Origin of the sequence: Brevibacillus reuszeri (assembly GCF_002897295.1) — a bacterium.
Taxonomy (GTDB): domain Bacteria; phylum Bacillota; class Bacilli; order Brevibacillales; family Brevibacillaceae; genus Brevibacillus; species Brevibacillus reuszeri_A.
In genome coordinates this window covers 103,259-128,282 of record NZ_BEXF01000018.1, presented here as the reverse complement: position 1 = coordinate 128,282, position 25,024 = coordinate 103,259, and the positions used below count along the sequence as shown (strand labels likewise).

Here is a 25,024-nt window from a genome sequence, read left to right as displayed (position 1 = left end):
GGCACGCCGCCAGCGTTCGTCCTGAGCCAGGATCAAACTCTCCAATAAAGTTTGTTACTGGTTCAAAGCTGGCAAATCATTTAATGATAGACTCATTAACGCTTTCGCTGTTCAGTTTTCAAAGAGCGTTTTTTGTCGAACGTTTTACATCTTATCACGTTCGTCATAGGCGAGTCAAGAAGTTTTTTCGTTGAATCTTGTTGTCTTTACTCGCATTTTGTCATCGCTTGTTGGCGACAAGGAATAATCTATCATATCTAAAAAGCGAAATCAAGGGTTATTTTAAAAGTTTATTTACACTAAATTTTTTCGTTCGTTTCTCAGCTATTTTATTTCGCTCCCTGGCGTACAAAAAAGCTGCGCCAAACCTTCATTTGGCACAGCCCTTCTCATTAATTCGTTTGTAGATAATCCTCACGTAGTAATCCCATCATGATCGTATCGTAATACTGCCCATCAATGTATTCGTTTTGTCGCAGGCGACCCTCCAAAACAAAGCCGCATTTTTCATAGGCACGAATCGCTCTGGTATTTCCGCTCCATGTATCCAAGTGCACCCGATTCAAATTCATCTTTAAAAAGAGAAAGCGCAACAGAGCATGTAGAGTATCCGTACCGTACCCTTTGCTCCAATATTCTTTTGCCAAAATGCCGATTCCAATCGTAGCAGCACGTGTGATTGGATCCACCCGGCGATAATCACAATTTCCGATGTGCACACCATCAAGCGTATAGACCGAAAAAACAAACTGGTTCAATTTGTCATCCAGCTTTGAAGTTCGTACGGCCTCCTCGTACATAGTACGCAAGCTATCAAGTGAAACAATGCTATATGTGACAAACGAGGAGCCTGCTGCCAACGTCGCTACCTCTTCATCATTACGCCAAACATACAGCCTCTCCATATCCTCCGCCGTAACTGGACGCAATTCTACTAAATTGCCTCTGATCATTTCGTTTCCTGCCTTTCGATTGGTAGTTGGTACATTCACTTTGACGGTTGAACTTGCTTTGACTATTTGTATTCATGGTCACCACACCTTTCGAAAGTCAGTTGTTACTATTCTACAAGAAAACCTCCAAGGAAACCACTTTATGGCAGGCGACATTAAAAACCACTCTTTCGCAAAAGAGTGGCTACCTGAATCACAATCTATCGACGTCCTTGGAGTTCAGTTAATACCGCGTCCAATGGCAGCTTTTGCTCCTGCAAGAGAACAAGCAGGTGGAAAATCAAATCGGAGGCTTCATATCGCAATTCCTCTGCACTACGATTTTTCGCTGCGATAATCACTTCCGCTGCCTCTTCTCCCACTTTCTTCAGAATCTTGTCTACACCTTTTTCAAACAGATAGGTCGTATAGGAGCCTTCGGGACGCTCCAGCTCACGTGCAGCAATCAGTTGTTCGAGCTCACCCAGGATCGCAAAACGATCAGCTTGGTTGCCAGCTTGTAGTTCCTTTGCTTCTGTTCCCAGCAGTGCATTGGAAAAACAGCTATAGGCTCCTGTATGGCAAGCAGGACCGTTCGGAACAACCTGCACAACAAGTGCATCACCGTCACAATCATAGCTCATGGAAACAATCCGTTGTGTATTGCCGGATGTTCCGCCCTTATGCCACAGCTCTTGCCGGGAGCGACTCCAAAACCACGTTTCTTTTGTTTCCAACGATTTTTGCAAAGATTCTTTGTTCATATAGGCAAGCGTCAGCACGCTCTTACTACTTGCATCCTGTATGATAGCTGGAATCAGGCCACTTTCGTCGAACCGCAATTCCTCTAGTGAAAATTGTACTGTCATGGCCGCACCACTACTCCTTTGGTTTGCAAATACTCCTTCACCGACTGAATGGACGTTTCATCATAATGGAATATCGAGGCTGCCAATGCGGCATCAGCCTTTCCATCAGTGAGTACATCGTAGAAGTCTTCCTTTGACCCAGCGCCTCCTGACGCAATTACTGGAATACGGACAGCCTCTGATACCCGTCTCGTCAATTCGATACCGAAGCCTTTTTTCTCTCCATCGTTATCCATGCTGGTCAGCAAAATTTCTCCCGCTCCCAGCACCTCTACTTCCTGTGCCCAGCTGATAACGTCCTTACCCGTTGCATTACGCCCGCCGTGGGTGTACACCTCCCAGCGATCTCCACCGACTAGACGAGCATCAATAGCCACAACCACACATTGCGAGCCAAAAACGGTTGCACCCTCACGAACCAGCTCAGGGCGCAAAACAGCCGCTGTATTGAGTGAAATCTTGTCTGCGCCCGCACGTAATATTCGCTTCATATCCTCTACGCTGTTAATGCCTCCACCTACCGTAAAAGGAATCGTGATGTTTGCTGCCGTGCGCTCAATGACGTCTACCATTGTCTTCCGGCCTTCATGGGAGGCAGATATATCAAGAAAAACGAGCTCATCCGCTCGCTCCTCACTGTACTTTTTCGCCAGCTCGACCGGGTCCCCCGCATCACGCAGCCCCACAAACTGCACGCCTTTTACGACACGTCCGTCTTTTACATCCAGACAAGGAATGATTCGTTTAGCCAGCATTCGTTCCACGCTCCTCCATACGAGCCAACGCCTCTTCCAATGTAAAGGCATCGGTATAGAGCGCTTTGCCGACAATCGCTCCCGAAACACCCTCTGCATAATGTGCGGATAAGACTAGCAGATCATCAAGATTGCTGACTCCGCCCGATGCAATTACGGATTTACCCGTAGCTAGCGCCAGTGCTGATATTTCCTGCACATTCGGCCCAGTCAAGGTGCCATCTCGTGCGATATCCGTATAAATAAAAGTTTCCGCTCCATATGATACCAAGCGCTTGGCAAGCTCAGTTGCTTGCACATCGGTCGTCGTCAACCAGCCGCGCGTGGCCACTAATCCATTGCGGCAGTCCAGCCCAATCGCGATTTTGTCTCCGTACGCCTGCAAAATCCTCTGGGTGAAGGGCTCGTCCTCGATTGCTGCCGTACCGACGATGACTCTGGCTACGCCCGCCTCCAAGTAATCCGCTATTTGCTCTTCAGTCCGAATGCCGCCTCCCACTTGAACAGGAACCGAAATCGAACGGGCAATTTCTTTAATCAGCTCTGCATTTGCGGGCTTGCCTTCCTTTGCTCCATCCAAATCGACCAGATGAACCCAGGCTGCCCCTTGTTCTACCCAACGTTTTGCCATTTCGAGAGGGGAATCTGCGTACACCGTTTCTTGGGCGTAATCCCCTTGAAACAATCGAACGCATTTTCCGCCGCGAATATCGATAGCAGGATATATGATAAAGCTCATGCCAAAACCTCCTCACACAAAACCGCAAAGTTGCGCAGCAAGCGCATGCCAGTCTCTCCACTTTTTTCCGGGTGGAACTGCATCCCAAATACGTTGTCGCGCCCTACAATCGCAGTAACATCCCGATGATAATCAGTTGTCGCTAGCAGCACCTCAGGCGCCCCTACACGCACATGATAGGAATGCACAAAATAAACGTAATCGCCGCTTTGTACTCCTTTGAGCAAAGAGTGCTGCTGCATTACCTGCAGCTCGTTCCAGCCCATATGCGGCACCTTGAAGTCACCGCGAAAGCGAACAGCCTCTCCGCTTAGCAGACCAAGCCCGATGTGCTCCCCATACTCCTCACTTTTCCCAAACAACAGCTGCATCCCCAAGCAAATGCCGAGAATCGGTCTGCCAGATGCCGCATAATCCTGCAACGCTATTTCCAATCCGAGCTCACGAATGTTTGCAATCGCATCACCAAAAGCGCCTACCCCCGGTAGAATCAAGCCACTGAACTCTGTTAAACGCTCAGGATCGGACACAAACTCATACGCATACCCCAGTCGCTCCAATGCCTTGCTCAAGCTGTACAAATTCCCCATGCCATAGTCGATGATGCCGATCATGTTTACAAAACCCCTTTAGTTGACGGGACCCCTTTTACACGAGGATCAATCGTCGTTGCTTCATCCAGAGCGCGACCCAGTGCTTTAAAAATGGCTTCGATCATGTGGTGTGTGTTGTGTCCGTAATGCAGGATTACATGCAGATTGATCCGCGCCTCAAGAGCAAGCTTCCACAAAAACTCATGTACCAGCTCAGTAGGAAACTGTCCCACAACATTACTCGGGTAAGTCGCGCGATACTCCAGATGCGGACGATTGCTGATATCGATCACGACTTGCGCTAGCGCATCATCCATTGGCACAAAAGCGTTTCCGTAACGCTTGATCCCCTTTTTGTCACCCAGTGCCTCTCGCAGCGCATGACCGAGACAAATACCGATGTCTTCCACGGTATGGTGATAATCGATTTCGATGTCTCCCTTTGCTTTTACCGTTAAATCGAAGTGACCGTGACGGGTAAACAAATCAAGCATATGATCGAGAAACGGAACGCCTGAATCCTGCTTGCTGTCACCTGCTCCATCAATTCCAAAGGAAAGCGCAATCTGCGTCTCATTCGTATTTCGTTCAATCTGTGCTACTCGCTTTTGCGTATCGATCATTTTCTCTTTCCACTCCTACTCTTCGCTATCTAAGTCCCGCAGACGCTCTGCAATCGCTCGACCGTGTGCAGCCAAGCCCTCTTGCTCCGCTAGCGTAATGATTTTATGACCATTTTCGCGCAAATCGCTTTTGCTATACGAAACCACGCTTGATTTTTTAATAAAGTCATCTACCGATAGAGGAGATGAAAAACGAGCCGTTCCATTTGTCGGAATTACATGGTTTGACCCGGCAAAATAATCTCCTACCGGCTCCGAGCTGTATGGGCCTAAGAAAATCGCACCTGCATTTTCTACTTTGCCCAAATGAGCAAACGGCTCGTCAATCATGATCTCCAAGTGCTCAGGAGCAATCCGGTTAATAACCGCAAAGCCCTCATCCAAATCGTTAACCACTAAAATGGCACCATGATCCCGCACTGCTGCCTCAGCGATCGACTTGCGAGGCAAATCCTTCAGCTGCCGCTCTACCTCTGACGCAACAGCCTCCGCCAATGTCTGCGAAGTGGTAACCAGGATAGCAGCCGACATCGGGTCATGCTCTGCCTGTGAGAGTAGATCTGCCGCGACATAGCGTGGATTCGCAGTATCATCAGCAAGTACGGCAATTTCACTAGGACCTGCAACCATATCGATGCTCACCAGCCCAAATACTTCACGCTTAGCAAGTGCGACATAGATGTTGCCTGGCCCAACAATCTTATCTACCGCCAAAATCTGCTCGGTGCCGTACGTTAGCGCTGCAACAGCTTGCGCTCCCCCTACTTTGTATATCTCATTCACTCCGGCGATCTGTGCTGCTACGAGGATGGCCGGATTGATTTTTCCGTCTGCTCCAGGTGGGGTCGTAATGACAACTTCAGGTACACCCGCAATTTTTGCCGGGATCGCATTCATTAAGACACTCGAGGGATACGCTGCAGTCCCGCCAGGAACATAGAGTCCCACACGCTTCAGCGGTCGAATGATTTGTCCGAGCAGAGTTCCGCTTTCCTTGGTGGTAAACCACGATTGACGTACCTGACGTTCATGGAAATCGCGGATATTAGCTGCTGCTTCTTCCAGAGCTGCCTTTACTTCCGGTGTGACTTGCTCACTCGCTTCAGCAAACTCCGCTTCACTTACCCGAAACTGCTGCAATCGCACACGGTCGAATCGCTCAGTATACTCCCGCAGCGCTTCATCTCCACGTTTCCGAACTTCGAGAAGAATCGCTTGCACCGCTTCCTGCTGATCCGTCGTCCCGGAGTCTACCGTTCTTTTCCCATCAAATTGACTCGCCGACATGATGCGCATGATCCTATTCACCTCTCCACGTTCTCTATTTATTTTCTTCTTGGTATAACCTCGAGGAATTTTCCTGCTATATCATCTACTGCCTCGCTTTTCATACGATAGCTGGCTCGGTTGGCAATCAGCCTGGTCGTGATTTCGCAAATGTTCTCCAGCTCTACCAATCCATTTTCCTGCAAGGTTCTGCCTGTCGAAACAATATCGACAATCCGATCCGCCAAGCCGATTAATGGAGCCAGCTCTACGGAGCCATTTAATTTGATGACCTCCACCTGCTGACCTTGCTCTCGGAAATAGCGAGAAGCAATTTTCGGGTACTTCGTTGCCACCCTCGGTGCCTCTGTCGGCTTCCAGTCTGGTAGCCCTGCGACCATCATACGGCAATATCCGATTTGCAAATCCAGCAGCTCGTAAACGTCCCGCTCTTCTTCCAGCAGAACATCCTTGCCTACCACGCCGACATCCGCTACTCCATATTCCACATAAGTCGGGACATCAGTTGGTTTCGCCAAAATGAATTCGAGCTGTGCATTTTCGACCGGGATAATCAGCTTGCGAGAATCCTGGAGCTCTGCTGTCACCTGCAAGCCCGCTTGCTGCAAAAAATGGACAGCCTCTTCAAATATTCTGCCCTTGGGCATCGCAATCGTCAGCTTCTGGGCGTTGTCGAAAGCCGCCATCTCTTACTCCCCCTGTTCCGTCAAACAAATAACCTTCGTATATCCCTTATCTTGAAGGGCTGCAACATCCGCTTCCTCACTCACCAAGCGCGTGACTACGACAAGCCCATCGTCGCGCAATAGCTGAGCTTCAGTCAAAGCCTTTTTGCGGGAATCGGCTGTGTAGCAAAGCAGGATGCGTGAAGCTGGCTGGCTGTCGAGCACTGGAGTAACCTGCAAAAGTCGGTCCATTTTGATCGCAAAGCCGGTAGCCGATGCAGGACGTCCAAACTGTGCGAGCAAATGATCGTAACGTCCTCCACCCAGAAGAGGTGAGCCCAAATCGGCAGCATAGCCCTCAAAAACAACCCCAGTGTAGTAATTCAGGTTAATAATCAGATTAAAGTCGAGCAACAGATCATCCGTAACCCCGTAGCCTTCTAGTGCTTCCCACAAAGAGGCGATCGTATCAACAGCACGTCTCGCTTTTTCGTTGCCTGTCAGCTCATAGGCTTCCGCGATCTTTGCTTTTCCTCCACGCAACCGCAGCAAGGCTTCCAATCTGTCTTTTGCCTCGCTCGTGATGTCCAGCGTCGAGAGCAGTTGGCGAAAACCAACAAAGTCACGCTCATATAAAAATTGGCGGAATTGGTTTCGATCGCTTTCCTGTTCGATAGCATCCTCTAAAAGCCCATCTACAAAATCGACGTGTCCAACTGCGATGCGAAACGTTTCAACTCCAGCCGCTCGCAAACAAAAAACGGCGAGTGCAATCGCTTCTGCGTCTGCATCGTCGGAAGCATCCCCAATCAGCTCAATGCCCGTCTGAAAAAATTCTGCATTTCGCCCCGCTTCTTTTTCTTGCGCCCGAAATACATTTGCCTGATAAAACAACCGAATTGGTACAGGTACATCTTTATATAGAGAGGAAACAACGCGGGCAATCGGCGTCGTCATGTCCGGCCGCAGCACAACTGTATGCCCTTGTTTGTCCAACAATCGAAACATGCGGTCTGTCAGCGTCGCACTGGCAGCACCGACCGTATCGTAATATTCCAGAGACGGGGTTGATATCTCTTCGTACCCCCAGCGAGAAATGCACTGCCCGAGCAGGCGCTCCAGATGCCGTTGCTTCGCAAGTGATTCCGGCAATATATCCCTCATCCCTAACGGCTTTTCAAATCCCAACGGCTTCGCCATCGTTATTCCCTCCATGCGTTATTCTCAAAATGCTTTACTCTGCTAATATGGTAACAAGTTAAAGTGTTATGAAGAAGATTACCACGTAAACAAAATACGGTCAACAGAGATTAGAATAGTCAGAAGATTACATCCTTTCAAGATCACCGCCTCTCTTGTAAATTCTTACACGTAAAAAAAGAGTACCCCAACATTGTTGTAAGTACTCTTTCGTATGGTCCATATTCGTTTTCTCAAAGCATTACTGTTCGTTTTTTGTTTGCTTGCCTTCCCGAATCAGCTGCATCGGATTGCCCCCGACAAAAGCACCAGCCGGAACATCCTTATGTACAACCGTTCCCGCCGCTACGATCGCTCCATCTCCAATCGTCACTCCTGGCAGGATCGTAGAATTCGCTCCAACAAGTACGCCGTCACCAATTCGGACTTCTCCGAGACGATATTCCTCGATCAAATACTCGTGAGCGAGAATCGTCGTATTATATCCAATCACGCTATTTCGGCCAATCTTGATCAGCTCGGGAAACATGGTATCCATCATGACCATGAGCGCAACGGCAGTCTGCTCGCCCACTTCCATACGCAGAAACGTCCGGTACAGCCAGTTCTTCCAAGTTAAAAACGGTGTATACCGTGCTATTTGGATCACTACAAAGTTTTTCATGACCTTCCAAAAGCTCACCGTCTGATACATTTGCCACAATGGATTGGCTCCATGGACCGGATACCGTGTCGTCTTTCGCATACGCTTGTCCCCTTCTTCCCCTCTTACAGATCGGAATCGACGTCTTCTAGAATCGCACTCGATTGTTTTCGGGAGAAATGGACTGCAGCATTGTACCCCATCCGTTTCAATCGGAAATTCATCGCCGCCACTTCAATAATGACAGCAAGGTTTCGACCAGGTCTTACGGGTACGGTGATAATCGGAATTTCTGTGTCCATGATTTTCAACGTTTCTTCATCCAGCCCCAACCGCTCGTACATTTTGTGCTGCTCCCACAACTCCAGCTGTACGACCATCTCTATATTTTTCACGTTGCGAACTGCCCCAGCACCAAACATTGTCATGACGTTAATAATACCTACACCGCGAATTTCGAGCAAATGCTGAATCAACTCAGGAGCACTACCACTAAGCTGCCCACCCTGTGTCTGCCGAATTTCGACCGCATCATCTGCAACCAGGCGATGCCCGCGTTTGACCAGCTCAAGTGCCGCCTCGCTTTTTCCAATTCCACTCGAGCCCATGATCAGCACACCAACACCATAAACGTCTGTCAATACACCGTGGATCGTCGTTGTAGGCGCCAAGCGGTTTTCAAGATAATTGGTTACTTTTCCAACCAGTGTCGTTGTAGCCAAAGGTGATTGCAGCACAGGCACTCCCTGTTTATTGGAGACCTCGATCATTTCTTCTGGTACAACTTGATTGCGCGTCACGCAAAAACAAGGGGTTTGCCCTTGCATAAGAAAGTTCATCCGCTCCAAGCGCTTTTCTCTCGACAAGGTTTGAAAGAAATTGATCTCGGTCAGACCGAACAGCTGGACACGTTCCTCGGCGTAGTACGAATAATAGCCTGCCAGCTGCAAACCGGGTCTACTCAAATCGGTTACTGTAATCTCACGTCCCAGCCCCTCTTCGCCGCTCAAAATCGTCATATTAAAATGATCGGCGAGATGACTCACATTCGTTTTGCGCATGAAGCTTCCCCCTTACACGGGATTTCCGTCCCTCATTTATATAACCCTATTGTAGCGAAATGGACATACCCACGACAACCTCGCCGCCCGATATATCTAGCAAACTAAGTTGTCGTATCATTTACATTTTTCACGTTATTTCATAAGATAGAATTGATATTGGTATCACGACATATATGGGTTACATTAGATTTACATACAGCTTCACTCCGAAATTCGGACCGAGAGGAGGCATCACCTTGGACTTTATACTTCGATTCATACTAGTAGACCTACCAGAAGCCTTCTTACTACTTACGATTAGCTTGGCCATGTTCAACCATTCCGTCTTTGAAAAGAAGAAACAAGCCTTTTTGTTTGCATTTCTTTTTTCAATGGCTGGTGAATTTCTTTCATTTATTGACGTGTATTACCAGCCAAAGGTTTTACTTATGTTCTTACTCACGACCGTAATGATCATTAGTTTGTATCGTTTCAACCTGTTGAAGTCGGTATTTATGGGAACGACTGCGATTGGCTCCATGATTGTTTCCGAATCAATTGTGTTGATGGTCTTTAACTCCCAGCAAATCTACTGGACCGAGATTCTTTCGACAACCATGCTGACTGTTATTGTTCGTCTGTTGTACTTATTTATTTTTGTTCTCATTGCCTTCACGCTTCGAATGACCAAATTCGATATTCGCCGCCTCTTTCAGCAAAATCGAATCAATCGTTACTTGTTCCTACTGATCCTGGTTGGAAGTATTGAGTTTTTACTTATCTTGTTTATGAATACCTCATTCTTTATTCGTAGCAATAATTCAGAAGTGCTTGCTGCTTATACTCCACAGTTTCAGTTGGTTTTTCAGCTTGCCATCCTTGCCTTATTTATTGTGATCGTGGTATTGTTCCGGATCTATATCAACTTAACGATTAACCGCGTAGAGGAAGAAACAGGGACACCTTATTTGAACAGCATTCAAGACCTGTTTACTGCCGTGCGTTCCATGAAGCACGATTCTCTGAATCATTATACGGCCATCAATGGTTTTCTAAAGAAAGAATTGCACCATCATGCAAAGGAGTATGTAGAACAGCTTTTACAAGAAACCGTCATCATTGAAAAAACAGCTGATGCAAGCTCCCAGGTCCTGGAGCGGATTAAAAATCCTGCTGTCGCCTCTCTGCTGCAATCCAAAATGGTTGTTTGTCTGGCCGAGCGCATAACACTTACGATGAACATTAACGATCTCAGTCAGTTTTCCCAAATGAAAACATTCGATCTCATTAAAATTTTAGGTAATTTACTGGATAATGCGATTCGGGCCACATCATACGAGCTTGAGGAAAATCGGTATATCATTCTGGAATGGGGACAGTCAGAACGTGAGCACTACCTTTATATCGAAAATAGCGGACCTACTATCCCGGAAACAAAATTAAATGATATTTATCAAGCCGGATATACAACAAAAAAATCTGGTGAAGGTGGCCTTGGTTTAACTATCGTCAAAACAGTAACAGATCGTTATGGTGGAAAGATCCTAGTTCGCTCGGCGGATGGTGTGACCAGTTTTCGGATTTCATTTGCAAATCGATAACAGGAGGTCAGTCGCATGACATGGACGGAAAGGCTATCTCTTCGCATTGCTCAATCGATCAAGACAGAGGAAACTCATTTTTCAACAGGACAATTGGCACATGGTATTGAAATCTTCATCCTTAATGTCATTAACGTGATTGTCATCGTAGCCCTTTCCCTTCTTTTTGGCTTGATTGGCGAAGTGATTCCTCTCCTCTTCTTTTTTTTCGGCTTACGTCTTCTGACAGGCGGCGTTCATTTAAAAAACCCCTGGACATGCCTTGCATTCACGGTAACACTCATCGTCTCAGGCGGATTGCTTATCAAGAATCTACCTGAGCTTTCTTCGCCTTATGTAGAAATAGGAATGATACTTGTAGGCGGAGCAGGCTTCCTCATAAACTACTTCTATGCTCCGGCCAAACACACCTACATGCCTGCCGACCCAAAAATTCAGAATAGAAATAGAATAATAGTATTACTAGCAATTGGAATTGGTTGCCTTTTATCCGTGATTTTGATAGAATATACCTATAAGCTATCTATGACTTACATACTTGCTGTTCTGCTACAGTCAGTTCTTCTCATGCCGCGTTCGTTCCAGATCGTCTCGTATCTGGAAAACAAATCTTGAAAGGATGATACTTATGAAGAAAGTGCTTCCAGCTATTTGCAATTTCTTTGGTTCCCTTTCCGTTTTGAACGTCTCAGGTGTATTGAAGGGCGGTTTCATGTACGAGCCCACCCCGCCTCACATGAGAGAAGAAAAGAAGTAGGTAAGTGCACAAAATAGATAGAATTTTCCATCTATACGAATAAGCCCGCATCTTCTTTCCTAGAAAATGCGGGCATTTTGCTGTTCTCTTGCTTATCTTTCTTTTGGTCTGCCAACAACCAAATCGATCAACCAGCCAAAAAGACTCATAAGCGCAGCCGCAATGATAATCGTACCGATATTATCCGGCCAAGGTCCCACTTCAAAGCCATCAATAAAGTAGGCGGTTAAAGCAAAGGTAACGGCATTGATTACGAACCAAAACAGACCCATCGTCAAGAGCTGTAGCGGTAACGTAAAAAACGTCAAGATTGGTCGGATCATGGTATTCACTACGCCCAAGACAAGTGATGCAAAGACAGCTACCTTGAAGTTCGCAACGACAATCGACTGAAACCAGTCACTGATCAACAGCAGGGCCGCACCGTTTAACAACAGCTTGATTATCCACCGAATCATGTTCTCTCCCCCTCTCTTCTTATTTAACGAATTCCTTGTATTTCTTGCTCCCATCGCTCAAAAAACTCGGTCATGAAAAGATGCCGGTCTATCGCAATTTGCTGGGCTGTTTTGGTGTAGAGTCTCTCTTTTATTCTCTGGAGCTTCCAGGCAAACTCCTTCGCAGGGGTATGCTGATCGGGATCATCCGCTTGAATCGGCTGTCCCAGTACTCCTGAGTATGCAAAAGCACGTCCCACACCGATAGCCCCGATCGAATCGAGCTTGTCTGCATCAAAGAGGATCTGTTCTTCCAGCGTAGCTGGCGGACGGTCTTTGCGAAAACGATGGGCGAGAATCGTAGACTGCACACGTGAAATGAAACCGTCGGTCATCCCCCGCTCCATTAACCAGCTTCCTGCCACACGAACACTGATCTCAGCATGACATTCCCCCGTACGCCGCTCCTCAGCTCTTCCGATATCATGCAACAAAGCAGACAAGCGCAGAATCGTCATATCTGCCCCTTCCTCACGTCCAATTCGCTCGCACATTGCCATCACACGCAAATTGTGCTGCCAATCATGAGCGGGGTCCTGACCATCAAAATGCTTACGAGCCTCCTCAACCAAGTCAGCAGGCAGGGCAGCAAGTGCTTCGGCTATATATTCCATCGCTTCTCCCCCTCTCCCTATTTATACGCTTCTTACAAGCAGATCATTGCCATTATCGCAAATTGCGTACATACGAACAAGACGCCCCTCATTTGTGAGAAGGCGCCTCGACCATTTTATTTGGAAACAAGCTGCTCTAGTTTGGCAACCGTACGTGCTTTGTCTCTCTCCAAAATAGGCTTCAGATAGATCCCTGTATAGGACCCCTCCAGCTTGGCTACCTCTTCAGGCGTACCTGTACCAACAATCGTGCCGCCGCGAGTACCACCCTCAGGTCCCAGATCAACGACGTAGTCTACTGTTTTAATAACATCGAGATTGTGCTCGATGACAAGTACAGTATCACCGTTGTCCACCAGACGCTGGAGAACCTTGAGCAAACGATCAATATCGTCTGTGTGCAGTCCTGTGGTCGGTTCGTCCAAAATATACAGGGTGCGCCCTGTGCTGCGTCTGTACAGCTCAGAAGCCAGTTTCACACGCTGTGCTTCACCGCCAGAAAGTGTCGTAGCTGGTTGCCCCAATGTCATGTAGCCTAAGCCTACGTCAACGATGGTCTGCAGCTTGCGTTCAATTTTCGGCAGATTGCGGAAAAACTCTACGGCATCCTCAATCGTCATTCCAAGTACATCTGCGATGCTCTTGCCTTTGTATTTCACATCAAGCGTTTCACGGTTATATCGTTTGCCGTGGCACACCTCGCACGGTACATAAACATCCGGCAAAAAGTGCATTTCAATTTTGATAATCCCGTCGCCGCTGCACGCTTCACAACGTCCGCCTTTGACGTTAAAGCTGAAACGCCCCTTCTTGTAGCCACGTACCTTTGCTTCATTGGTTGACGCAAACAAGTCGCGAATATCGTCAAATACACCGGTATACGTAGCCGGATTGGAGCGTGGAGTCCGTCCGATTGGCGACTGGTCAATATCAATGACTTTATCAAGATGCTCAAGTCCGACGATTCGGCGGTGCTCTCCAGGTTTGACTTTGGCACCATTTAAGTCACGAGCCAGTGTCTTTTGCAAAATTTCATTTATTAGTGTACTTTTTCCCGAACCAGAAACCCCTGTCACGGCAACGAACACCCCTAACGGGAATTTCGCGGTCACATTCTGCAGATTGTTTTCCTTTGCCCCTTCGATCTTTATCCATTTATCCGAAGGCTTGCGGCGTTCCATTGGTACCGGGATGAATTTACGCCCGCTCAAATAGGCTCCCGTCAGTGACTTTTCATCCTTCATGACTTCCTGTGGCGTACCTGCTGCGATTACCTGCCCACCATGTATGCCCGCACCAGGGCCAATGTCGATGATATAGTCACAAGCCATCATTGTATCCTCGTCATGCTCGACGACGATTAGCGTATTGCCCAGCTTAGTCATGTGCTCCAATGTCTTGATCAGTCGCGCATTGTCACGCTGATGCAGCCCGATGCTAGGCTCATCCAGAATGTATAGAACCCCCATCAAGCTCGAGCCAATCTGTGTCGCTAAGCGAATCCGCTGGGCTTCCCCACCAGACAGCGTCCCGGCAGCACGACTCAACGTCAAATAATCGAGCCCTACATCAATCAAGAAATTGAGTCGAGCTTTGATCTCCTTTACGATCAGATTGGCGATTTTGGCTTCTCTTTCGGTCAGTTCAACATCATTCACGAACTGATGAGCATCGAGAATTGACAACGTCGTCAGCTCGGAAATGCTTCGATCGCCAACCTTCACAGCCAGGCTCTCCTGACGCAGACGATGCCCCTTGCAGACCGGGCAAGGTTTTTGGCTCATGAAGCCTTCAATTTGTTCACGAATGTAATCCGAGCTTGTTTCCAGATGGCGGCGCTGCAAATTCGGGATGACGCCTTCGAACGGTACGACTGCTTCTCGAACTTGCCCAAATTCATTTTCATAGCGGAACTGTATTTTTTCACCCGAGCTTCCATACATGAGAATTTGGGCTTGCTCGGCCGTCAGCTCTTCAAAGGGAACATCCATGCGAATGCCGAAATGACGGCAGGCAGACTCCAGCAGCTGCTGGTAATAGGTCGAGGATTTTGGCTCCCACGCTCCTATGGCGCCATCATTCAACGTCTTGGTCCCATCAGGAACGACCATATCAGGGTCGACTTCCAGCTTAACTCCGAGTCCATCACACTCCGAGCAAGCGCCAAAAGGACTGTTAAACGAGAAGATCCGCGGCTCCAGCTCCCCGATCGAGAATCCGCAAATCGGGCAAGCGTGCTTTTCACTGAACAGCAGCTCTTCTTGCTCCATAACATCGACAATGACCTTGCCATCTGCCAGACGAAGCGCGGTTTCCAGCGAGTCCGCCAATCGAGCCTGCGCATCCGGTTTGACAACGATCCGGTCTACGACAACCTCGATGTTATGCTTTTTGTTTTTCTCCAGCTTGATATCCTCGGACAAATCAGTGATCTCACCATTTACCCTCACACGAACAAAGCCCTGCTTGCGAATGTCTTCCAGAAGCTTGACATGCTCTCCTTTACGGCCTTGTACCATCGGCGCCAGGATTTGCATTCTTGTACGCTCAGGAAACTCCATCAAGCGGTCAACCATTTGCTCAATCGTTTGGGACTGAATTTCAATTCCGTGATCTGGGCAGATCGGTCGGCCCACGCGCGCATACAGCAGGCGCAAATAGTCATAAATTTCCGTAACAGTTCCTACCGTGGAGCGCGGGTTGCGACTAGTCGTCTTTTGATCGATAGAGATCGCCGGTGAAAGTCCCTCAATCGAGTCTACATCCGGCTTGTCCATCTGCCCGAGAAACTGACGGGCATAGGCAGACAAAGACTCCACATAGCGGCGTTGGCCCTCCGCGTAAATCGTATCAAAGGCCAGGGAAGACTTACCCGAGCCGGACAAACCCGTCAGCACGACGAATTTGTCCCTCGGGATTACGACATCAATATTTTTCAGGTTATGGGCACGAGCACCCTTTACCACAATATGTTCTAATGGCATGAAAAAAATCTCTCCTTAGAGTTCAGCCTTCAGCTCAAGAATTAAATCACGCAATTCTGCCGCGCGCTCGAACATCAAATTGCGCGCTGCTTCCTTCATTTCCTCTTCCATCCGTTCGATAACCGCTAGGCGATCTTTTTTCGGCATTTTCTTGAAGTCTGCGTGTGGCAAATAATCTGCTTTTTCCTCCGCTACCTTGGTAGCCTCGATCACTTCACGAACAGCCTTTTTCACCGTTTGCGGCGTAATTCCATGCTTTTCATTGTAAGCAACCTGAATCGCACGGCGGCGCTCTGTCTCGCGGATCGCAGACGTCATGGAATCCGTCATTTTGTCCGCATACATGAGTACACGTCCCTCCGCATTACGGGCAGCACGGCCAATCGTCTGAATTAAGGAGCGCTCATTGCGCAAGAAGCCCTCTTTATCTGCATCAAGGATGGCTACCAAAGATACCTCAGGCAAGTCCAAGCCTTCCCGCAGCAGGTTGATCCCGACTAGAACATCGAATTCACCCAAACGCAGCGCGCGCAGGATTTGCATCCGCTCAATCGTCTTGATATCTGAGTGGAGATAGCGTACCTTGATTCCGATTTCTTTCAGGTAATCTGTTAAGTCCTCCGACATTTTCTTTGTCAAAGTCGTTACCAGCACCCGTTCATTTTTGGCAATCGTCGCATGAATTTCACCGATCAAATCGTCAATCTGACCCTTGATAGGGCGAACAGAGATCGTCGGGTCAATCAGCCCTGTTGGACGAATCACCTGCTGCACCACTTCTGGGCAGTGCTCTTGTTCATAATTGCCCGGGGTCGCGGAAACATAAATCGCCTGATTCACTTTCTTTTCGAATTCCTCGAACTTGAGCGGGCGGTTATCCCGTGCTGACGGCAGACGAAACCCATGCTCTACCAGCACGTCTTTGCGGGCGCGGTCTCCGTTATACATCGCTCGTACCTGCGGCAACGTCATATGTGACTCATCCATAATCACAAGGTAGTCATCCGGGAAGTAATCCATAAGTGTATACGGTGCTTCTCCAGCAGGCAGGCCCGTCAAATGGCGCGAGTAGTTTTCAATTCCAGAGCAAAAACCCATTTCCATCATCATTTCAATATCGTAGCGCGTACGCTGCTCCAGCCGTTGTGCCTCCAAAAGCTTGCCTGCTTCACGGAACTCGGCAAGTCGCTCTTCCAGCTCAGCCTGAATGCTCTGAACAGCCAGCTTCATCTTCTCCTCGCGAGTCACGTAGTGAGAAGCAGGGAAAATAGCGATATGATCACGCTGCCCTAGAATTTCACCGGTCAAAACATCAATGGACGTAATGCGCTCGATCTCGTCACCAAAAAACTCGACCCGGATCGCCTGTTCACTCTGGGAAGCTGGGAAAATCTCTACGACATCACCACGTACACGGAAAGTACCGCGGGTGAAGTTGATATCATTGCGTGTATACTGGATATCGACCAGGCGATGCAAAATCTCGTCCCGTCCTTTTTCCATGCCTACACGCAAGGACAAGAGCAGCTCCCTGTACTCCTCGGGCGAACCCAAACCATAGATGCAGGAGACAGATGCGACAATGATGACATCGCGCCGTTCAAACAATGCACTGGTAGCAGAGTGACGGAGCTTGTCGATCTCATCGTTGATGCTGGAGTCTTTTTCAATAAACGTATCCGATTGGGGAATGTATGCTTCTGGTTGATAGTAGTCATAGTAGCTGACGAAGTATTCTACTGCGTTATTGGGGAAAAATTCCTTGAACTCCGCGCACAGCTGGGCAGCCAATGTCTTGTTGTGCGCCATCACCAGCGTCGGCTTGTTCACCCGAGCAATCACCTGGGCTGCTGTATAGGTCTTTCCCGTACCCGTCGCACCCAGTAGTGTCTGGTGTCGCTTCCCGGCCTGAATGCCCGCTACCAGCTCGGCAATGGCAGTCGGCTGGTCACCGGACGGTTGATACTCCGATACCAATTCAAAACGCTCCATTCCCTCGTTCATCTCCTCGTTGCATGACTGTTTCTATTTCCATTATAACACAATTACGGCTATTATAAGCCGGAAATTCGAACAAATGTTTGTCTTCATCACAAGCCAAGTTTTACCGATAATGAAACAGGAAGCATATATACGCATCGTATTGATAGATTCGCCACTTTCAGGGAGGATTCTCATGTCAGATAGCGGAACCACCGTTAAAAATAACGTTGTACAACCACATATGAGCTTTAAAGGCAAAAAGGAGTTCACAACAGAGCTCGATTCCAACGCCTTCATGAAACTAATGCTGGAGCAGTTGAAGCATCAGGACCCAATGTCTCCAATGGATAACTCCCAATTTATTCAACAGACGAGCATGATGACCATGGTCGAAAAAATTACGAAAATGACTTCCCTCATGGAGCAATCCAACAACAGCATGCTGACGCTGGAGAAGTATGAATCACTCGTTGGTCGCACAGCTACCTACTCGCTCACGACAAAAGACGAGCTCACAGGCGAGACCTCCACTCAGACCAAGAAAGGTCTCCTCCAGGGAGTTTATATGGATAGCGGAAAAATCTATTTCCGAATGGCTGGCGAATCCAAGCCGATCCCACTCGCCGATGTAAAAGGTCTTGAGTCACAGGGAATGACCGGTAGTGCTCTGGACAGCAGCGTGAAGTTCATCGAAATGATCGGTAAAGATATTTCATACAAAGTAACTAAAAGTGTAGACAAGGATGGTAATCCTGCAACTACCGACGACATCACCGAAGTAGACGAGATCGTAAATGGCGTCATTAGCGGCTTTACGATGAAAAATGGCACCGCCGAATTCCAGCTGGAAAGCGGAGCTACTGTAAATCTGGATAAAATTGTTGGAATGACTGTCAAGCCGGAGAGCAAGACCATGAGCAACTCACTCCAGTACGCTCAGATGATCGGCTACACGGTTACGTATAACGAAGGTCAAACGAATTCAGATGGATCGACCTCTACAAACAACCTGTCGGGCATTATCAAAGCCGTCAGCATGAAAAACGGTCTCGTCGAATTCGTGCTTGAGGATGGCAAAAAGGTCGCCTTGAACCAAATCAATGGCTTTGAAGCAAACGCATAATAGAAAAGCCGCGTCCCTCTTTTTTCAGAAGGCCGCGGCTTATTGTTTTTACTCTCACATCGCACCACTTTATTCCTTCACAATAACCTTCCCTGTTATCGCATCGACATAAACAGTCTGATCCACCTTGGCTTCACCGCCACAGAAGCAATGAGAACGTGTCTGGCGGAAAGATAGATCGTAGCCAAGCTTCCAGGTGACTTCACCGGTTTGCAAATTTGTTAGGTGAATATAGGTCAGCTCAAGCGGATATGCCTTGAGTAATTGATCAACAGCCGCTTGTTCTGTAATTGCCTTTGATTTGTCAGGAGCACGCAGGACAGAAGGGGATGCCAAGATCAGCTCCTCCAATGCTCCGGTGAAAGAATTCATCTTCATGGTATACATACCTTCTTCGCTCTGCTGTCCTGCCAGATAAACAGGAATGCCATTCAAGAGAGGATCAGCAGTGATGAGCGTATAATTCGCATCCCCTACGTCTTTCATCCGCATTTGACTGGTTCCGGCCGGAATCAAGCGTTTTAACAGCGCCTCAGCCTCTCTCCAATCACGCTTTTTATCGGTTTGGATATTCAGATCATTCCCATCCTTTATTACCAGTCTCATCAATTGTCCTGTCTTGGCGTTCGTCTCCAGAAGAATATGGAGCCGCTTGTCTTTGCTGGTGCCACGTGCAAATTGACCGATCATGTATTGTTTATCCTGATCCTTGATTCCTTCATCAAATTGCCCCCAAATAAAAAGGCGCCTTTCCTGTCCATCACCGTAGTTCTCTGTAAATGTCGCAAGCGGCAGTTTGTCAGTCTCCTTGCGTATTAATGATCTGATGAGCTCACTAGCCTGCTGGTTTGTTTGCGCGATCCATTTTTCACCTGTTCCTGTCATGCTGATGGTTTGCACAGGCAGTTTGACTGTATTTACTGACTCGATCAGCCTTTTTCCGCTGAAAGCATCCAACGCACTTCCTGAGAACGTCTGATTGATGACGCCATCCTTCACTACATAGGCCAGATTTGCTTCAACCGGAGACTCTCCCTGATTTACCTGGGAGAGCAGATACACCAGCTCCAACGGCTTGCTCTCTTTGAATCGAAGCAAAGCCTGCGGTGCAGAGATGACACGCTGTGGAGAGGGGAGTGAAGCCAGACTGATTTTCTCATACAGCCTGCCATCAAACGTACGAAACGACACGATTCTTCCAGCCCGGTCAAAGCTGACCATAGCGTCGTAGTCGTCATCCAGAGCGACATTGTTCAGCTTCCGTACCAGCCTGACAGTCAACAGGTCATCTGCACGTGTCACTTCTCTTGGCTGATACGCATGGCCAGGAGGAAGTAATCCAGTTACAAAAGCCTGAGCTTTTGTTTTAGCTACCTGGTCAGTTGGGAAAGCAGGCTTCGTCAGTGTATTCGGCTGCAAATCCAGCACCAAGAGGTTCCCTGTTTGTGGATCAAAGATTGCTTGATCCTCTTTCGCGTTTTCATCTCGCACAGCTGTTTTCGAAAAGATTACCTGGACGCCACTCACCCCCGGTCCATCCACATCACCACCAAAGATGACGTGCCGACTGGCGAGCTCGGGGACTAAACGCACGAGCTGCTGCACACCTTTTGACACCTGCACAGGAACAGCAACCACTGCTTGGGCACTCCATGGAGCCATTTGACCCTTACTTGCTTCTGTACTCGCTCCGGCAAAAGGTGCCGTATATAAGCTCACTGCCACTAACGCTGTTGTAAGTACACAGAGAACAGGCTTTTTTATCATCGACACAACCAATTTCACTCCCTCTTTTTTCCTCTTACATTCAGACGCACGACCACGTATTTAGTTTTGCGAATAAACAGGCTATTCAAGAAAAAAATTTTTATTGAAAAGGGTGCGCTATTTTCCAGGCAGTACAAAAACGAGAGAGACAGACACCCTATCCTGCGTGTCCAATCTCTCCCTCTCTTCGCCTATGCTCCGATATTCAGCTTTTCCAGCTTTTGCTTGATCAGCTGCACAACACTCGCTCGCTTCAAGTCTACAAAAACACGCGTCGTCGAATCAGGAACCACGATGATCCCCAATTGATGATGATTCCCTGCATAAACAGCACATTGCACAAACTTCAGTTCCCCGTCATGCGTCAGTACTTCCATTTTGCAAAAGGCTGAATTGGCCTGCAGCGCTGGATACAAATCTTCTTTGTTACGGACAGGGATACCATTCACCTTGACGATGATTTCTCCCGGTACAATTCCGATTTCTTCTGCTCGTGTGCCAGGGATGACTCCCATCACCTTGACTCCTCGTGAAGACTGTATAAAGTACGGCGAGCGCTTTCTCTCCTGGGACTGGCTTCGGAAAAACAGGCCTTCGTGTCCAAAAAGGGCATACAGTCCTGCTACTAGCAAAAGCGGCCAGAACCACACGGCAAGTGCCGTCAAAGCCAATAATACTACCGCATAAATAGCCAATTGCCCCGCGACTTTCTCTGCTTTCATACGCGGAGTCATCGTCTGGGTCATGTCCGAAAAACCGGTCACGGTCGGCAGCAGCATTAGAGCAAACGAAGCTGCACCTGGTGAAAAGAAGGGCCAGCCTGGATAAAGCGCTCCACTCAATGCTCCTGGCTCCATTTGGACGAACAGCACCAATGGCGTCAGCCAAAAGGAATGAAGTAAATACGCACCTACAATCCGGCCGCGCTGCCCTTCTACAAACAGTGGTGACGCATCACGACCCCCATTCCAACGAACAAGCATCGCTTCCATCAAATGCATGATCGCAACGAGTGCCAAAAGTGGCAATGGCTTCGCCTGACGAAGCATTTCCCAGACGGTGCCAATTCCTGCTACATCGGATACCCCCGGGAAAACCTGCGCGATCGCATGCAAAACCGTCAGCAAGCCTGCCGCGTAGGCAAAGCAGAGAAACCGTAAACGTATGAGCGCCATAATCAGAGCGAGGCCCCATAAAATCCATAAATCTTGTGCCTGTACAACCACACCGAGTCCTGCGGCCAGCACGGAAATCAAAAGACCGCCTGCCAGTCCCATTCCTACCGACCGAATCGTGGAAAGTAGCGGTGACTGAATACGGGCAGCAAACAACTGTCTTTCCAGATTCATCTGCCGCCTGTAATGCAGATAAATAAAGATCAGAAATACGTAAAAGATTGGATTGAGAAAAAATGCAGCAAATCCATATGCAATGGAGAGCATATCTGCCTGTATCGCCAATTGCCTCACCTCAAATGGAAAAAGAAAAACCACGGCATGTGATTTACCGTGGTTACCATTTCTACGAAAGTCAGGGAATTCCCTGCCTCGAGTGCTATGGATTATTTTGGCTGCTTCAGGCTGACAACGTCGATCGCTTTTTGCAATTGCAGGTCGTTTTGCGGGTCACGCATTACTTTGCGCAAGCCCTCCTCCAATTGTGTACGAGTAGCCGCGTCTACCTTGCCTGTCGCAGGCAGCTTGTGTGAAGTTTGGAACTGCTTGATTACTTGCTCTGTTTTTTCGTCAAAGTAGCCATCATCTCGTCCTGGCGATAGATTCAATCCACTCAGGATTAGCTGCAGGTTTTTCACTTCATTACCTGCCATGTCCCGAGCCAATTCTTTATCAGCCGGCAGTTGAACAGCGTTAAAATACGCAGGCTGATCTACTTTGAAATCAGGCTCGATTCCTTTTTTATGAATCCATTCGCCTTTTGGCGTAACCCATTTGGCAATCGTCAGCTTCAGCTGGCTCTTATCTGCCATTTCCATGGTGCTTTGGACTGTACCTTTTCCAAAGCTCTTCTCGCCTACCAGCTTATAGTTTCCGCTGTCACGCAAAGCGCCTGCGAGAATTTCCGAAGCACTTGCGCTTCCTCCGTTAATCAAGAGAGAAATCGGATACGGCTTGGCTGCGTCAGTCGTCGAGCGATACTCTTCTTTTTGCTGTCCGCCAGCTCCGTACTCGATTTGGACGATGACTCCCTTTTTTGGAACGAGAATCTCGCCGATTTCCTTTACCGCAAGCAAGTAGCCGCCTGGGTTTCCGCGTACATCGATAACCAATCCACCGATGCCTTTTTTCTCCAAAGACGCCAATTGATCCTTGAAGTGTTTTGCTGTCTCAGTAGAGAACTGGGTAATTCCAATTACACCAACCTTAACGCCATTCTTCTCGATAATTTGGCTGTTCACTGTCTCGATCGGAATGTCATCGCGTACACACACGATCGTGATCGGCTCAGCTACACCTGCACGAGCGATTGTTAAAACGGCCTTCGTTCCTTTAGGTCCGCGAATTTTCATGACGGCCTGATTCAGATCCAAGCCCTCAAGCGACTCACCGTTTACACTCAGGATTTGATCATTTGGCCGCAGACCTGCACGTTCCGCAGGAGAATCCTTGAATGGAGAAACGACGGTTACCCGTCCATTTTGTAGCGTAACTTCCGTCCCAATTCCTTGGAACGTGGAATGTAGAGTAGACGTAAATTGCTCTGCAGAGCGTGGGTCCATGTAGTCACTGTATGGATCTTCCAAGGAGCCTACCATGCCCCCAATTGCGCCCTCTACCAACTGATCATTGGTGACATTTTGGATGTATTCCTTCTTGATGGCTGAAAAAGCTTCGTACAGCTTTTTGAACTCCTGAGGATATTCTGCCCCTGTTGTTTGGAACAGCTTATTGCTCGATGCAGTAAGTGCCCCGTTCTGATTCGCATTAGCGCTAGCAGAAGTCTTCATCATCGCCATGGTCAAGAAGCTACTGGCCACCATCGAGATGAGCACAACCGCTAGTACGGTACGCCCTTTCCATCTCACTGTTACGTCACCATCCTTTGTGCTACCGGTGAAAAGATATGCTGCTATTGTATGCAACTCCGGCTAGCAATATTTGTCTGGCCGTACACCTCGCTATTTCAGGTACGGCATCGGGTTGACAGCAACGTCGTTTTTATAAACGGTAAAGTGAACGTGATTTCCGGTAGATCGTCCAGTAGAGCCGACCTCGGCAATCTTTTGTCCTTTTGATACAGATTGTCCCACAGAAACTTTGATACCGCCCTCACGAATGTGTCCATAAAGAGTTGTAATCTCAGAGCTGTGTTTAATCATGACCGTATTGCCAAAGCCGTTAGAGTATCCGGCAAAGATAACTACTCCATTGGCTGCTGCCATAATCGTCGTTCCTTTTGGTGCTGCCATGTCTACTCCATTATGCCCAGCTGACCGGCCTGTAAACGGGTCTGTTCGCATCCCGAAGCCCGAGCTGAAGCGGAATTGTCCGTCAGCGACTGGAAGACCCAGCTTTCCACCTTTGTATCCGCTGCTACTGCTGCTCATCGCCCGGACACGTTCAGCATATTTATCTGATTCCGCTTTGGTGATGGCAAGCAGCTGCTGTCCGTATTGCTCCAAATCTTCTTCCAAAGCAGACTCTTTCTTCTTCAGCTCTGCCTTTACCACCAGACTGTGCTTGTACTGCTTGTCCAATTCAGCTTTGAGATTCTCTGCTTCGTCAAGCATGCCAGCGTAGACGGTCAATTGATGATCGATTTCTTTCTTTTTCACTTCAATCGTTTCTTTGTCACGCATGTTGTCTTCCAGGATGCGGGTGTCCTGCTCCAAAATCAACTGCAGCCCTTCCATACGTGTGAGGAAATCACCGAAGTCAGACGAGCCCAAAAGCACGTCTAAATAAGAAACCTTTCCACGCTCATACATGGATTTCACACGTGTTTTCAGCAAGGTTTCCCGCTGTGCTACGCGTTCTTTTGCTTCATCCAGATTGTCTTGCGCTTGCGCTGCTTTTTCTGTGGTTTCATTCATCTGTACTTCGAGCTTGTCCAGTTTTTTTTGTGTCTCGTTACGACGCAAATCAATCTGCATCAGCTCGGTTTGCAAATCCTTTTGTTCCTTTTGTACAGCGCTGATTTTTTGCTCAGTTTGCTTCACTTGCTGTTTTTGCTGCTCTTTTTTCTTCTGTATCTCTTTTAGTTCCCGATTAATCTTGTCCAAAGATGCTTTACTAGCTGCCCAGCTTACGTTTGTCGGGATTGCAGATCCGGCCACGAGACCGGCGATCAAGAGAGTTAGCAGGACCTTCTTCCTCATGATACTCCTCCCA

General features: G+C 48.2%; 23 protein-coding genes. 4 read left to right on the top strand and 19 right to left on the bottom strand.

All coding sequences use genetic code 11. The annotated features are described in order from the left end of the window. Positions 1–194: hypothetical protein (locus C3B52_RS37470; RefSeq protein WP_235615846.1), on the top strand; the 194-nt coding region annotated here is incomplete at its 5' end. 198 nt (positions 195–392) lie between these two features. Here the strand turns inward: C3B52_RS37470 and C3B52_RS24525 are convergent. The 11 genes from C3B52_RS24525 to hprK all read right to left on the bottom strand — a co-directional run bounded on the left by C3B52_RS24525 (position 393) and on the right by hprK (position 9,367). Beyond that, a complete protein-coding gene (locus C3B52_RS24525) occupies positions 393–953 on the bottom strand; it encodes a GNAT family N-acetyltransferase (RefSeq protein ID WP_103109012.1) in 561 nt (186 codons plus the stop codon). A 200-nt stretch (positions 954–1,153) separates the two neighbouring features. Next, positions 1,154–1,801: a bifunctional phosphoribosyl-AMP cyclohydrolase/phosphoribosyl-ATP diphosphatase HisIE gene (gene hisIE / locus C3B52_RS24520; protein ID WP_103109011.1), complete on the bottom strand. Its 648-nt coding sequence runs from the start codon at positions 1,799–1,801 to the stop codon at positions 1,154–1,156. Then, entirely contained in the window at positions 1,798–2,556 is a 759-nt protein-coding gene (hisF, locus tag C3B52_RS24515; RefSeq protein ID WP_103109010.1) for an imidazole glycerol phosphate synthase subunit HisF, read from the bottom strand. The genes hisIE and hisF overlap by 4 nt, the downstream gene beginning before the upstream one ends. Beyond that, positions 2,546–3,295, bottom strand: coding sequence for a 1-(5-phosphoribosyl)-5-[(5-phosphoribosylamino)methylideneamino]imidazole-4-carboxamide isomerase (gene hisA, locus C3B52_RS24510; protein WP_103109009.1), 750 nt, complete (start codon positions 3,293–3,295; stop codon positions 2,546–2,548). The genes hisF and hisA overlap by 11 nt, the downstream gene beginning before the upstream one ends. After that, on the bottom strand, positions 3,292–3,909 hold the full coding sequence (gene hisH / locus C3B52_RS24505) for an imidazole glycerol phosphate synthase subunit HisH (RefSeq protein WP_103109008.1): 618 nt from the start codon (positions 3,907–3,909) through the stop codon (positions 3,292–3,294). Before hisH ends, hisA begins: the two co-directional genes overlap by 4 nt. 2 nt (positions 3,910–3,911) lie before the next feature. Then, a complete protein-coding gene (gene hisB / locus C3B52_RS24500; protein ID WP_103109007.1) occupies positions 3,912–4,511 on the bottom strand; it encodes an imidazoleglycerol-phosphate dehydratase HisB in 600 nt (199 codons plus the stop codon). 15 nt (positions 4,512–4,526) lie between these two features. Further along, on the bottom strand, positions 4,527–5,807 hold the full coding sequence (gene hisD, locus C3B52_RS24495; protein ID WP_103109006.1) for a histidinol dehydrogenase: 1,281 nt from the start codon (positions 5,805–5,807) through the stop codon (positions 4,527–4,529). A gap of 29 nt (positions 5,808–5,836) precedes the next feature. Beyond that, positions 5,837–6,484 carry an ATP phosphoribosyltransferase gene (hisG, locus tag C3B52_RS24490; protein WP_103109005.1) on the bottom strand — a complete coding sequence of 216 codons (648 nt, stop codon included), beginning with the start codon at positions 6,482–6,484 and terminating at the stop codon, positions 5,837–5,839. Positions 6,485–6,487: 3 nt separating this feature from the next. Beyond that, complete coding sequence (locus C3B52_RS24485; RefSeq protein WP_103109004.1) at positions 6,488–7,663, bottom strand: ATP phosphoribosyltransferase regulatory subunit; 1,176 nt, start codon at positions 7,661–7,663, stop codon at positions 6,488–6,490. Between the two features lie 241 nt (positions 7,664–7,904). Further along, positions 7,905–8,408 (bottom strand): acyltransferase, encoded by a 504-nt coding sequence (locus tag C3B52_RS24480; protein WP_103109003.1) that lies wholly within the window; start codon positions 8,406–8,408, stop codon positions 7,905–7,907. 23 nt (positions 8,409–8,431) lie between these two features. Continuing rightward, positions 8,432–9,367: an HPr(Ser) kinase/phosphatase gene (hprK, locus tag C3B52_RS24475; RefSeq protein ID WP_103109002.1), complete on the bottom strand. Its 936-nt coding sequence runs from the start codon at positions 9,365–9,367 to the stop codon at positions 8,432–8,434. 239 nt (positions 9,368–9,606) lie between these two features. Between hprK and C3B52_RS24470 the strand changes: the two genes are divergently transcribed. Both C3B52_RS24470 and C3B52_RS24465 read left to right on the top strand, forming a co-directional pair. Further along, positions 9,607–10,950: a sensor histidine kinase gene (locus C3B52_RS24470; protein WP_103109001.1), complete on the top strand. Its 1,344-nt coding sequence runs from the start codon at positions 9,607–9,609 to the stop codon at positions 10,948–10,950. A gap of 15 nt (positions 10,951–10,965) precedes the next feature. After that, positions 10,966–11,565 (top strand): accessory gene regulator ArgB-like protein, encoded by a 600-nt coding sequence (locus tag C3B52_RS24465; protein WP_103109000.1) that lies wholly within the window; start codon positions 10,966–10,968, stop codon positions 11,563–11,565. Between the two features lie 234 nt (positions 11,566–11,799). On the opposite strand, the gene C3B52_RS24460 is transcribed toward C3B52_RS24465, so the two are convergent. The 4 genes from C3B52_RS24460 to uvrB all read right to left on the bottom strand — a co-directional run bounded on the left by C3B52_RS24460 (position 11,800) and on the right by uvrB (position 17,794). Continuing rightward, complete coding sequence (locus tag C3B52_RS24460; RefSeq protein WP_103108999.1) at positions 11,800–12,165, bottom strand: phage holin family protein; 366 nt, start codon at positions 12,163–12,165, stop codon at positions 11,800–11,802. A gap of 23 nt (positions 12,166–12,188) precedes the next feature. Further along, a complete protein-coding gene (locus tag C3B52_RS24455) occupies positions 12,189–12,818 on the bottom strand; it encodes an HD domain-containing protein (protein WP_103108998.1) in 630 nt (209 codons plus the stop codon). Positions 12,819–12,934: 116 nt separating this feature from the next. After that, on the bottom strand, positions 12,935–15,802 hold the full coding sequence (gene uvrA / locus C3B52_RS24450; protein ID WP_103108997.1) for an excinuclease ABC subunit UvrA: 2,868 nt from the start codon (positions 15,800–15,802) through the stop codon (positions 12,935–12,937). Positions 15,803–15,817: 15 nt separating this feature from the next. Continuing rightward, positions 15,818–17,794, bottom strand: coding sequence for an excinuclease ABC subunit UvrB (uvrB, locus tag C3B52_RS24445; protein ID WP_103108996.1), 1,977 nt, complete (start codon positions 17,792–17,794; stop codon positions 15,818–15,820). Positions 17,795–17,978: 184 nt separating this feature from the next. Here uvrB and C3B52_RS24440 point away from each other — a divergent pair, with 184 nt between their 5' ends. Then, positions 17,979–18,908 carry a flagellar hook assembly protein FlgD gene (locus C3B52_RS24440; protein ID WP_103108995.1) on the top strand — a complete coding sequence of 310 codons (930 nt, stop codon included), beginning with the start codon at positions 17,979–17,981 and terminating at the stop codon, positions 18,906–18,908. 69 nt (positions 18,909–18,977) lie between these two features. On the opposite strand, the gene C3B52_RS24435 is transcribed toward C3B52_RS24440, so the two are convergent. The 4 genes from C3B52_RS24435 to C3B52_RS24420 all read right to left on the bottom strand — a co-directional run bounded on the left by C3B52_RS24435 (position 18,978) and on the right by C3B52_RS24420 (position 25,011). After that, on the bottom strand, positions 18,978–20,675 hold the full coding sequence (locus C3B52_RS24435) for a hypothetical protein (RefSeq protein ID WP_235615850.1): 1,698 nt from the start codon (positions 20,673–20,675) through the stop codon (positions 18,978–18,980). 191 nt (positions 20,676–20,866) lie between these two features. Further along, the gene (locus tag C3B52_RS24430) at positions 20,867–22,135 is read right to left on the bottom strand and encodes a PDZ domain-containing protein (protein WP_103108994.1); all 1,269 of its coding nucleotides are present in this window, start codon (positions 22,133–22,135) and stop codon (positions 20,867–20,869) included. Between the two features lie 101 nt (positions 22,136–22,236). After that, the gene (locus tag C3B52_RS24425; protein WP_103108993.1) at positions 22,237–23,718 is read right to left on the bottom strand and encodes a S41 family peptidase; all 1,482 of its coding nucleotides are present in this window, start codon (positions 23,716–23,718) and stop codon (positions 22,237–22,239) included. 93 nt (positions 23,719–23,811) lie between these two features. After that, positions 23,812–25,011: a murein hydrolase activator EnvC family protein gene (locus tag C3B52_RS24420; protein WP_103108992.1), complete on the bottom strand. Its 1,200-nt coding sequence runs from the start codon at positions 25,009–25,011 to the stop codon at positions 23,812–23,814. Positions 25,012–25,024 lie beyond the last annotated feature (13 nt).

What these genes read in the sequence shown, in the direction of transcription:
- hisG (WP_103109005.1), bottom strand. Translation starts at nt 6,484, where the DNA reads ATGGCGGCTTTCGACAACGCCCAGAAGCTGACGATTGCGATGCCCAAG.
- C3B52_RS24480 (WP_103109003.1), bottom strand. Translation starts at nt 8,408, where the DNA reads ATGCGAAAGACGACACGGTATCCGGTCCATGGAGCCAATCCATTGTGG.
- hisB (WP_103109007.1), bottom strand. Translation starts at nt 4,511, where the DNA reads ATGATCGATACGCAAAAGCGAGTAGCACAGATTGAACGAAATACGAAT.
- C3B52_RS24435 (WP_235615850.1), bottom strand. Translation starts at nt 20,675, where the DNA reads ATGATAAAAAAGCCTGTTCTCTGTGTACTTACAACAGCGTTAGTGGCA.
- C3B52_RS24440 (WP_103108995.1), top strand. Translation starts at nt 17,979, where the DNA reads ATGTCAGATAGCGGAACCACCGTTAAAAATAACGTTGTACAACCACAT.
- hisF (WP_103109010.1), bottom strand. Translation starts at nt 2,556, where the DNA reads ATGCTGGCTAAACGAATCATTCCTTGTCTGGATGTAAAAGACGGACGT.
- hisA (WP_103109009.1), bottom strand. Translation starts at nt 3,295, where the DNA reads ATGAGCTTTATCATATATCCTGCTATCGATATTCGCGGCGGAAAATGC.
- C3B52_RS24485 (WP_103109004.1), bottom strand. Translation starts at nt 7,663, where the DNA reads ATGGCGAAGCCGTTGGGATTTGAAAAGCCGTTAGGGATGAGGGATATA.
- C3B52_RS24420 (WP_103108992.1), bottom strand. Translation starts at nt 25,011, where the DNA reads ATGAGGAAGAAGGTCCTGCTAACTCTCTTGATCGCCGGTCTCGTGGCC.
- hisD (WP_103109006.1), bottom strand. Translation starts at nt 5,807, where the DNA reads ATGCGCATCATGTCGGCGAGTCAATTTGATGGGAAAAGAACGGTAGAC.
- C3B52_RS24455 (WP_103108998.1), bottom strand. Translation starts at nt 12,818, where the DNA reads ATGGAATATATAGCCGAAGCACTTGCTGCCCTGCCTGCTGACTTGGTT.
- hisIE (WP_103109011.1), bottom strand. Translation starts at nt 1,801, where the DNA reads ATGACAGTACAATTTTCACTAGAGGAATTGCGGTTCGACGAAAGTGGC.
- hisH (WP_103109008.1), bottom strand. Translation starts at nt 3,909, where the DNA reads ATGATCGGCATCATCGACTATGGCATGGGGAATTTGTACAGCTTGAGC.
- uvrB (WP_103108996.1), bottom strand. Translation starts at nt 17,794, where the DNA reads ATGGAGCGTTTTGAATTGGTATCGGAGTATCAACCGTCCGGTGACCAG.
- C3B52_RS24460 (WP_103108999.1), bottom strand. Translation starts at nt 12,165, where the DNA reads ATGATTCGGTGGATAATCAAGCTGTTGTTAAACGGTGCGGCCCTGCTG.
- hprK (WP_103109002.1), bottom strand. Translation starts at nt 9,367, where the DNA reads ATGCGCAAAACGAATGTGAGTCATCTCGCCGATCATTTTAATATGACG.
- C3B52_RS24525 (WP_103109012.1), bottom strand. Translation starts at nt 953, where the DNA reads ATGATCAGAGGCAATTTAGTAGAATTGCGTCCAGTTACGGCGGAGGAT.
- uvrA (WP_103108997.1), bottom strand. Translation starts at nt 15,802, where the DNA reads ATGCCATTAGAACATATTGTGGTAAAGGGTGCTCGTGCCCATAACCTG.
- C3B52_RS24465 (WP_103109000.1), top strand. Translation starts at nt 10,966, where the DNA reads ATGACATGGACGGAAAGGCTATCTCTTCGCATTGCTCAATCGATCAAG.